The sequence below is a fragment of the Pseudonocardia sp. ICBG601 genome, from assembly GCF_020496245.1.
This window is the reverse complement of record NZ_JAHLJA010000168.1, coordinates 141776-150879: the sequence shown is the minus strand read 5'-3', so window position 1 is coordinate 150879 and position 9104 is coordinate 141776. Positions and strand designations below refer to the sequence as shown.

The window sequence follows — 9104 nt, the reverse complement described above, 5'->3', positions numbered from 1 at the left end:
GTCTGCGGGAACACCTCGCGCAGCGCGCCCCAGAACCCGAGGCGCGGGCCGTCCAGCGCCCGCGAGCACGGGTGCTCGCATGCCGCGCCGCGCGCAGTCGCGCAGCAGATCGGCCCAGGACTCGCTCGACTCGCGGTAGCCATCGGTCAGGGCGACGAGTTTCCTTGCCGCCGTCCGCGCGGACTCCGATGAGCACGAGTAGGCACAGCTTGTGTTTCCTCGAGGCGGATGTTGACGTGGATCCCGTCGGCCCACAGGTAGACGTAGTCCACACCGGACAGGTCTCGGCGGGAGAAGGTCTGCTGTTCGGTCTTCCAGGTCTCGGTCAGTCTGGTGACCATCGACGCCGACAGGCCCGCGGTGGAGCCGAGGAACTGCCCGAGCGCGGGCACGAAGTCCCCGGTCGAGAGTCCGTGCAGATACAGCAGCGGTAACACCTCGGTGATCTTCGGAGTGCGGCGGCACCATCGCGGCAGGATCGCCGAGGAGAACCTGCAGCGGTGCCCGGTCTCGGGATCGATGCGGCGGTCGTCGACCCGCGGGCGACAACCTCGACCGCGCCGGCCGAGGTGAGGACCTCGCGGGGCTGTGGGTGCCGTTGCGGACCACGAGCCGCCGGCCGTGCTCGTCGCGCTCCTCAGCGTGGCGGGCGATGTAGTCATCGACCTCGGCCTGCAACGCCTCGGCCAGCATCCGGCGGGCGCCTTCGCGGACCAGGTCGTCGATCAGCGAGCCGCCGCCCGGCGGGGTTCATCGGTGTCAGCAGCTCCAGGAACTACGGTGAGCACGGGTCGTACCCTTCCGGCCGGCGTTGACCCGCCGGCCTTGCTTCAGAGCCTCAAGATCACCGGAGGGTACGGCCCCTCCAGGTCATCCACAGGTCTCAAGCATTGCTCGGCGTCCGACCCGAGTTGCACAGGTAGTCAGGGGTCGTGAGCCGTCGGTGCTGGTCAGCTGGCTGCTTGATCGGGATCTGGGGCACTAATCGGTAGTCTCGGGTAGTGCCGTTCGTTCGGAAGGTGAAGACGGCCTCCGGGGCGACAGCGGTGCAGGTCGTGGAGAAGCGCCACGGCGTCCGCCGGATCGTCGCCCACGTCGGCTCCGCGCACGATGACGCCGAGCTCGCAGTCCTGATCGCCTCAGCACGAGACCGCATCCATGCAAGCCAACAGGCGCTGGACCTGGACACCCCGGCCGCTGGGGGTGCAGGTGGGGCGATCGTGACCGAGTCGTCGAGCGAGGTCCTGTGGAACGTCCTGATCGAGGCCTACCGTCGCCTCGGCTTCGACCAGCTCGCAGACGAGGCGTTCCGGGCACTCGTGCTCGCGCGAATCGTCGAGCCCACCAGCAAGTCCGCCGCAGTAGGGGTCCTCGACGAGCTCGGCGTGGCCGCGCCGCACCGCAACACCTTCACCGCGGCGTTGCGCCGCTGCGTGGACAAGGACTACCGAGCCGCCCTCGCCGCCGCCTGTGCTGCGGCCTCGCGCCGGTCGGGTCCGGTGTCGCTGGTGCTCTACGACGTGACCACGCTGCACTTCGAGGTCGAGAACGAGGACAAGCTGCGCAAGGTCGGGATGAGCAAGGAACGCCGGGTCGACCCGCAGATCCAGGTCGGGCTGCTCGTGGACCCGTCCGGGTTTCCACTCGAGGTCCGCTGCTTCGAAGGGAACAAGGCCGAGACCACCACCCTGCTCCCGGTGCTCGACGAGTTCCGTAAGCGGCACCAGGTCAGGGACATGGTCGTCGTCGCGGACGCCGGGATGTTGTCCGCGAGCAACCTAAACGCGTTGGAGGACAACGAGTTCTCGTTCATCGTTGGGTCGAGGATCAGCAAGGCGCCCTACGACCTGGCCATGCACTTCGAACGCCACGGCAACGCCTTCGACGATGGCCAGATCCTCGAGTCACGCCGCGACATAGGGACGGGTAAGGCGAAACGCTCGCGCCGGACCGTCTACCAGTACCGGTTCGCCCGGCACAAACACGACGACCGGGCGATCAACGCCATGGTCGACCGCGCCGAGAAGGTCGCCGCCGGCACCCGGCCGTTGAAGAAGGACCGCTTCGTGCGCATCGCCAACAGCGGAACCGAGGTCGACTGGGCCCTGGTCGAACGCGCCCGCCAGCTCGCGGGTTTGAAGGGCTACGTCACCAACCTGCCAGAGGCCACCATGGGTGGACTCGCGATCGTGGCCGCCTACCACGACCTGTGGCAGGTCGAGGCCAGCTTCCGCATGACCAAATCCGACCTACGCGCCCGGCCGGTCTTCCACCGCGAACGCGACACCATCGAAGCCCACCTCACCGTCGTCTTCGCCGCCCTCGCGGTCTCGCGGCACCTGCAGGACGCCACCGGAGTGACCATCAAGACACTGATCAGGACCCTGCGTCCGCTACGCACCATCCGCGTCGACGTCGGCGGTCACCCGATCACTGCAGCGCCGCAGATCACCGACCAGGCCCGCGCCATCCTCAACCGGCTACCCGCCATCAACGCCCCGGGGCACTAAACCTGTGCAACTCGGGTCAGGTGCTCAAGCCGGGCGGCGTCCAGGATGAAGTCAGGGCCGGACCAGTGGGTCCAGAAGTACTCCAGATAGTCCCGGACAGCGTCCGGTTTCCCGTCGAGGAGCTTCTCGGCCAGGTCGAGATGATGGAACGACTGATACCAGAACTCGCGAAACGGACCTTCACTGAGAATCCGTGACCCGACGCCTGGAGCTGGTGGCGTGATCACCATGGCGCTGAGCAGGTCGGGCCTGTCCTTCGCGAGCTGCTGACCGACCCTGCTGCCGATGTCGTAACCGCCCAGCACGACTGGGAGAGCCCCAGCTCTTCGATCAGTCCCGCGACACTGCGGGCCTGGGCCACCAGGCTGTAGTACTCGCCGGGGTCGCGGAGGTGCTTATCCGAGGCGCCGAAACCGCGCAGGTCCGGCACGACGACGTAGAACTCGTCCCCAAGCCTCTCGGCGACGGATGCCATGTCCGTCCGGTCCCCGGGCCAACCATGAAGCAGGACCACCGGCGGCCGACCAACCGATCCCAGACGGTCGAAGCTCAGGGTGAACCCATCGACCGGGGCGCCCGTCGGCATAGAGAACCCGCTCCTTCCAGAACCCTTGCCCGCGACCCGAGCCGCGAGCCGCGAGCCGACGCATGCTCTCGCGCGTCGAGCGACCCAGCATCGACGATCGCCTTCCGCGAACTCTAGTGGCTGGACGGGCAACAACCGGTTCCGCGCCGCCGACGGCGTTTGCGCCGGGCGGTCGTGCGCCAGATACATGCCAGAACAGACGCGCACTCGCGGCGACTCGCGGTTGCCGTCGGTCTACTGGAGCCGGAGGCACTCGTCGGGGGGAGGGGCAGTTCAGAGGCGACGGCGATGTCCTCCGTTTCCGAACTGGCTACTCGGGTTCGATTCCCGTCGCCCGCTCAGGGGTTCCAGCAGCGGAAACGGTGCTCACCCCTGATCGTGGGAGGGTCGCCGTTCCGCCTTCGTACCAGGAGGCTTATTCAGGCTCCGTCAGGTAAGTGCGTAGAAGATGAGTCCGATGACTGCCGAGATCGTCGTTTTAAATGTGGCGTAGGGTCGGCGGTAGTCTGTGTGGAGAACTTTCCACGACTTGATATGGGCGATGACTCGCTCGATGGTGGCGCGTGTGCGGTTGAGGCTCTTGTTGAATGTTTTCTGCCAGTCGAGAAGTTCCCGGCCGGGTTGTTTTTTGAACGGGGTGAGCATGCCGCGCCCGATGTAGCCTTTATCGCCGATCGGTGGGTATGTGGCGAGGTGGTCGAGGGCGCCGGATTGGTCGAGGCAATGTAGGTCGTGTCGGGAGCCTGGGGTCGGGTCGGAGATCCACGACAGCTGCCCTTCCAGGGTGGCTGCGACCTGGACGACGACGCCGGTGGTGCGATGCTTGCCCGACCACAGACCTGGTACGGCGGTCCATGACCAGCAGGGCAGCAGGGTTCCGTCGATGATGTACTGCCGATCGGCACGAAGCTCCTCCGCAGTCGGAACGACACTCCGCAGCGCCTGCGCCAGCAACGGTGTCACCCCCGCGATCGCTCGACTGACCGTCGACTGCGACACCCCGTAGGTTTCCGCCAACTCCCACTGCACACGATTCCCGCGCAGATACGCCAACGTGATCACCACCGACCAGAACAATCCCAGAATCGGCGGCCAAGGCCGTCGCAGGCCAGTCGCGTTCCGCTGATCCTGCTCATGCACCAGAGCGGCAAGATCCTGAATCTCATCACGCCGAAAGCCAGTGGTATAGTACATACTGCGACAGCCCATTCATCTCGGATTGATTCGACAAACCAATCTTCGCGATGGACGGGCTGTCGCCCAACCCGACACGCCGGGCTAGATCGTTATTTCACGGGCCCTGAATAAGCCTCCAGGAGGTGGCACAGGCGGTTGTTGCGCTCATCTTTCGATCTTAGGAGTAGCGCCCCGCCGATCGGTCGACACGAGCCGTCTGGACGAGACCGACCGTGCCGGACACAAAGCTGCGCCTCGATGAGCTGGTGGAGGGGCGCGCCACGGACGGTCATCCACGACACCGGTGGAGCCCTCTCAGCTCGCCTGCTCCCCACCCGGCAGCCGCCCCGCAGACCGGATCACCCACGAGCGCAGTGCCCGCGCTGCTGGAGATGTCGTTGCGCCGTACAGCACGCCGATCGCAGGGTGCGGGGTCGCGGGTACCACCTCGTGCACCCCGACGGCGGGGCCCGGCCGCGCGACGGCCGAGGCGGCCATCAGCGCGACCCCGAGGCCGGCGGCGACGAGGTCGCGGACCCCGTCGGGCGATGACGCCTCGAAGCGGACCGGCAGGTCCACGCCGAGGCGGGTGGCGAGGCCGTCGAGGAGCTTCCGCAGCCCGCTGCCGACCGGCAGGGACACGAACGGCTCGCCGGCGAACTCCGTGAGCTCGCCGCCGTCCCGGTCGAGCGGTGTGAGGAGCACGAGCCGGTCCTCGGACAGGGGTGTGACGAGAATGCCCGCTGGCCGGTCTGGATGGACCGGGCCGAGCACGAGGTCCGCCGCTCCCGCGGTCAGGTCGTCGAGCAGGGCGTCCATGAGCCCGGTGCGCAACGAGACCGTCACGCCCGGATGCCGGCCGATGAAGCCGGAGAGCACGGCGGGCAGGTCGAGGCCGCCGAGCACTCCGGTGGTCCCGACCGTGACCGAGCCGCGTACGACGTCGGCCACCTGCGCGGCCTCGTCGCGTGCGGCGGCCAGCTCGGCGAGAACCCGCCGGGCCCGCACCAGCAACAGCTCGCCCGCCTCGGTCGGCGTCACCCGTCGGGTGGTGCGCGCGAGCAGAGTGACGCCCAGCTCCGACTCGAGCCGTCGTACCTGGGCGGAGATCGCCGGCTGCGCCACGCGGAGGTCGTGGGCGGCCCGGGTGAACCCGCCGCACCGCACGACGGCCTCGAAGTACACGAGTTGCCGCAGCTCCACGGCACCGAGCATCAATCGCTATGGGTCCCAGCGCAAGACGGTCTTGGACGTGGGCGGCACGGCGGCGCATCGTGAAGGCATGATCATCGTCGGGTCCATGAGCTACGACACGACCGCCGCCCTGTTCGACGGCACCGCGAGCCTCCCGGGGTACGACATCGAGATGCGGAGCGGGTCGGTCGTTCCCGAGGTGTTCGCCCGGATGATCCGCGACCGCGAGTTCGACATCGCCGAGCTCGGTCTCGGGTTCCTGCTGCGGGTACTCGAGGAGGAGCCGGGAGCCTTCGTCGCGGTCCCGGCGTTCCCCAACCGGGTGTTCCGGCACTCCTGCGTCTACGTCCACACCGGATCGGGCATCGAGACCCCGGCCGACCTGGTCGGGCGCACGATCGGCGAGTTCGGGATGTACTCGCAGGACTCCGGGGTGTGGGCCAAGGGGATCCTGGCCGACGAGTACGGGTTCGACCCGAGGCGCAACCGCTGGGTGATCGGCGGGCTGGACACCCCGATGGCACCCTTCGACTTCGTCCCGCAACGCCGACCCGAGGGCGTCGAGATCGTCGCGGAGTCCGAGAGGGCTCTCGGTGACCTGCTCGCCGCCGGTGAGATCGACGCGCTGTTCAGCGCGAACGTGCCCGCGAGCCATGCCGGGCCCGGGGTGCGGCGGCTCTTCGAGGACTACGTCCCGGTCGAGCAGGACTGGTACCGGCGCACGGGGCTGTTCCCGATGATGCACGCGGTCGTCGTGCGTACCGACAGCCTCGCCGCGCACCCCGACCTCGCCCGCGCCGCCTACCAGGGCTTCCTCGACGCCAAGAACCTCGCCCGGGACCACTATCTCGGCGCGGGACGACGGCTCTACCAGGTACACACCATGCTGCCCTGGGCGAGCCGGCTGGCCGAGGACGACGTCGCCCTCATGGGTGAGGACTGGTGGCCCTACGGGATCGCCGCGAACCACGCGGCCCTCGACACGTTCCTGCGCTACCAGCACGAGCAGGGACTGTCCGCTCACCGCTTCACCGTCGACGAGGTCTTCGCGCCCGACCTCATGGACACCTGAGCGGCCGTTACGCTCGACGGTGTGGACTCCCGACGGATCCGCAGGGCGGAGGCACGCGACGTCGAGGACGTCGTGCGGCTTCGTGCGGAGATGTTCCGGGCGATGGAGGTCCCGCAGCACGATGCCACCGACTGGCAGGCCGCGGCGGCGGAGTGGTTCACGCGGCGGTTGGACGACCCGCGAGTCCGCATCATGGTCGTCGAGGTGGACGGTGCGGTCGTCGCGACCGCGATGGGCATCCTCCGGGAAGCACCCCCGTCCCCGCACTCGCCCTGCGGCGACGTGCTGGTCTGCAACGTGTGTACCGATCCCGGGGCCCGAGGGCGGGGGCACGGCCGCGCAGCGTTCGACGCCGTGTTCGCCTGGAGCCGCACCGTCGGTGCCGGCCGTGCGGAGCTGCTCGCTACCGAGGACGGGCGTCGGATGTACGAGAAGGCCGGGTTCCGTGCCTCCCGCTCACCGGTGATGCGGGCGCCCCTGCTCAGCTCAGGACCTGCGGTGCAGTATCGCGATCAAGGCGCTCGTCAACGAGGGGCCGAGGGGATGCGTCGGCCCGGTGCTGACGAACAGCTGACGGGATATCCGGGGCTCGAGTGAGCGTGCCACGACGCTCGTCGGCATGTCGTGGGGTACGGCGACGGCGGGGGCGACACCGACCGTGATTCCCGCCGCGACCATGGCGAACATGGTTTCGAGGTCGCGGACGGTGTGCGCCGGCGCCCACCGCTCCCCGTGTTCCGCGTAGGCCTCTTCCAGTTGCGGTCCGCACGTGCCGCCGGGATCGGCGACGCCGTCCGCGACGAGATCGTCCAGACGAACCTCCGTGGCTCGGGCGAGCGGGTGTGTTCGCGGCAGGACGGCCAGGAACTCGTCCGCGGCTGACGAGCAGGTGCGGTCCGGTGTGGTGGGCCTCGTCGTCACCGCGACGTGGATCGTCCTTGCATCGAGCCAGCTCAGCAGTTCGTCGTCATCGCCCCGAGCGATGAGGACCTCTGCATCCGGATGGAGGGTCCGGAACTGGCGGGCTGCCTCCGGGACGAGGTGGAGCGCTGCACTGTGCACGGCCCCGACACAGATCGTCGCTGGGACGGGCTGCTCTCGCAGATCCTCGATGGCCCTGATGTGCTCGACTGCGCGACGGCCGTGTTCGACGACGCGGGTCCCGATCGCCGTCAACGTTGCCCCGTCCGGGCGGCGGGCGACGAGGGCATGACCGGTGGGGGCTTGACCCCAGATCTTGGACACGCTGATTCCAGCACTGCTGGGGAAGCGAGATGATCCAGCGATCATGGCCAGGAAGAGTTTCACCGACGAGTTCCGTCGGCAGGCTGTTGATCTGTATGAGTCCACCCCGGGTGCCACCGTCCGTGGTATCGCCGACGACCTGGGCATCGCGCGGGGCACGTTGCGGGACTGGCTCACGATCCACGGCACGGGGAACAAGACCGCAGCTGATGGCAGTAGCTGCCCCAGCCCGGTACAGCCCATGCGTACCACGCCGGGGTCGGGCCTGGGTGGGGAGGAACCACCGAGGCAGAAGATCGCCCGTCTCGAGGCCCGGGTCCGTGAACTCGAGATCAGCGAGAAGAAGCTGACCGCCGAGCGGGAGATCCTGCAGCGGGCGGCCAAGTATTTCGCGGGGGAGACGCGCTGGTGACCCGCTTCCAGTTCGTCGCTGACCACCGGCACACCTTCGAGGTGAAGCGGTTGTGCGAGCTCGTGCACGTCTCGAGGTCGTCGTTCTACGCCTGGTTGGCTGCGGCCCCGGTCCGGGCGCGGCGGGCCGCTGGTGATGCGGTGTTGGTGGCGCGGATCCAGACGATCCATGACGGCGACAACACCATCGGTGCGCCGCGGGCCACCACAGAGCTCAACGACGGTGTCGCCGCCGCCGATCGGGTCAACCACAAACGCGTCGCGCGGGTCATGCGCGCGGCCGGGATCGCCGGCTACCGCCGCCGACGCCGCGTGCACACCACGATCGTCGAGCAGCCCCGGCAGACGGTGCCCGACCTGCTCAGGCGGGATTTCACCGCCCCAGCACCGAACCAGGTCTACGTCGGTGACATCACCTACCTGCCCCTCGCAGGCGGGACGAACCTGTATCTGGCCACGGTGATCGACTGCTGCTCCCGCAAACTCGCCGGCTGGGCCCTGGCTGATCACATGCGCACCGACCTGGTCAACGACGCGCTCCACGCCGCGGAACGGGCTCGTGGGTCGCTGCGCGGGGCGGTCTTCCACAGCGACCACGGAGCGGTCTACACCTCGAGTGCCTACGCCGAGCTCTGCGACCGGCTCGGGGTGACCCGTTCCATGGGCGCGGTCGGGTCGTCGGCGGACAACGCCTTGGCCGAGTCGTTCAACGCCACCGTCAAACGCGAGGTCCTCCAGGACAGCACCTGCTGGCCCGACGCGGCCACCTGCCGACGGCAGGTCTTCAGATGGCTGACCCGCTACAACACCCGCCGACGGCACTCCTACTGCCAGCACCTGTCCCCGAACACCTACGAACAGGCCCTCCGGGCTACCGTCACAGCCACAGCCGCGTAATCAACCACCGTGT

General features: G+C 68.4%; 9 protein-coding genes and 1 pseudogene. 4 read left to right on the top strand and 6 right to left on the bottom strand.

The window, feature by feature from the left end; translation table 11 throughout:
- Window positions 1-729: pseudogene (locus KPL57_RS56685) on the bottom strand (transposase); the annotation flags it as partial.
- Window positions 730-1001: 272 nt separating this feature from the next.
- Here KPL57_RS56685 and KPL57_RS56680 point away from each other — a divergent pair.
- Complete coding sequence (locus tag KPL57_RS56680) at window positions 1002-2510, top strand: IS1634 family transposase (protein ID WP_226352429.1); 1509 nt, start codon at window positions 1002-1004, stop codon at window positions 2508-2510.
- On the opposite strand, the gene KPL57_RS56675 is transcribed toward KPL57_RS56680, so the two are convergent.
- The 4 genes from KPL57_RS56675 to KPL57_RS56660 all read right to left on the bottom strand — a co-directional run bounded on the left by KPL57_RS56675 (window position 2507) and on the right by KPL57_RS56660 (window position 5475).
- Entirely contained in the window at window positions 2507-2815 is a 309-nt protein-coding gene (locus KPL57_RS56675; protein ID WP_226358445.1) for a hypothetical protein, read from the bottom strand. The genes KPL57_RS56680 and KPL57_RS56675 overlap by 4 nt on opposite strands.
- On the bottom strand, window positions 2734-2985 hold the full coding sequence (locus tag KPL57_RS56670; protein WP_264199851.1) for an alpha/beta fold hydrolase: 252 nt from the start codon (window positions 2983-2985) through the stop codon (window positions 2734-2736). The genes KPL57_RS56675 and KPL57_RS56670 overlap by 82 nt, the downstream gene beginning before the upstream one ends.
- 540 nt (window positions 2986-3525) lie before the next feature.
- Window positions 3526-4290: a transposase family protein gene (locus KPL57_RS56665; RefSeq protein ID WP_226350834.1), complete on the bottom strand. Its 765-nt coding sequence runs from the start codon at window positions 4288-4290 to the stop codon at window positions 3526-3528.
- A gap of 297 nt (window positions 4291-4587) precedes the next feature.
- Entirely contained in the window at window positions 4588-5475 is an 888-nt protein-coding gene (locus KPL57_RS56660; RefSeq protein ID WP_308253161.1) for a LysR family transcriptional regulator, read from the bottom strand.
- Window positions 5476-5572: 97 nt separating this feature from the next.
- Between KPL57_RS56660 and KPL57_RS56650 the strand changes: the two genes are divergently transcribed.
- Together KPL57_RS56650 and KPL57_RS73220 are read left to right on the top strand one after the other, a co-directional pair.
- Window positions 5573-6538 (top strand): 4,5-dihydroxyphthalate decarboxylase, encoded by a 966-nt coding sequence (locus KPL57_RS56650; RefSeq protein ID WP_226358434.1) that lies wholly within the window; start codon window positions 5573-5575, stop codon window positions 6536-6538.
- Window positions 6539-6559: 21 nt separating this feature from the next.
- Window positions 6560-7135, top strand: coding sequence for a GNAT family N-acetyltransferase (locus KPL57_RS73220; RefSeq protein ID WP_226358433.1), 576 nt, complete (start codon window positions 6560-6562; stop codon window positions 7133-7135).
- Here KPL57_RS73220 and KPL57_RS56640 read toward each other — a convergent pair.
- The gene (locus KPL57_RS56640) at window positions 7025-7846 is read right to left on the bottom strand and encodes a LysR family transcriptional regulator substrate-binding protein (RefSeq protein WP_226358432.1); all 822 of its coding nucleotides are present in this window, start codon (window positions 7844-7846) and stop codon (window positions 7025-7027) included. The genes KPL57_RS73220 and KPL57_RS56640 overlap by 111 nt on opposite strands.
- On the opposite strand from KPL57_RS56640, the gene KPL57_RS56635 reads away from it, so the two are divergent.
- A protein-coding gene (locus KPL57_RS56635; protein WP_226351113.1) for an IS3 family transposase occupies window positions 7827-9091 on the top strand; the annotation gives its coding sequence in 2 pieces (ribosomal slippage) (window positions 7827-8178 and window positions 8178-9091; 1266 coding nt in all). The genes KPL57_RS56640 and KPL57_RS56635 overlap by 20 nt on opposite strands.
- The last annotated feature ends 13 nt before the right edge of the window (window positions 9092-9104 follow it).

Coding starts and splice junctions, on each gene's coding strand:
- KPL57_RS56670 (WP_264199851.1), bottom strand. CDS start 2,985: ATGGCATCCGTCGCCGAGAGGCTTGGGGACGAGTTCTACGTCGTCGTG.
- KPL57_RS56665 (WP_226350834.1), bottom strand. CDS start 4,290: ATGTACTATACCACTGGCTTTCGGCGTGATGAGATTCAGGATCTTGCC.
- KPL57_RS56650 (WP_226358434.1), top strand. CDS start 5,573: ATGAGCTACGACACGACCGCCGCCCTGTTCGACGGCACCGCGAGCCTC.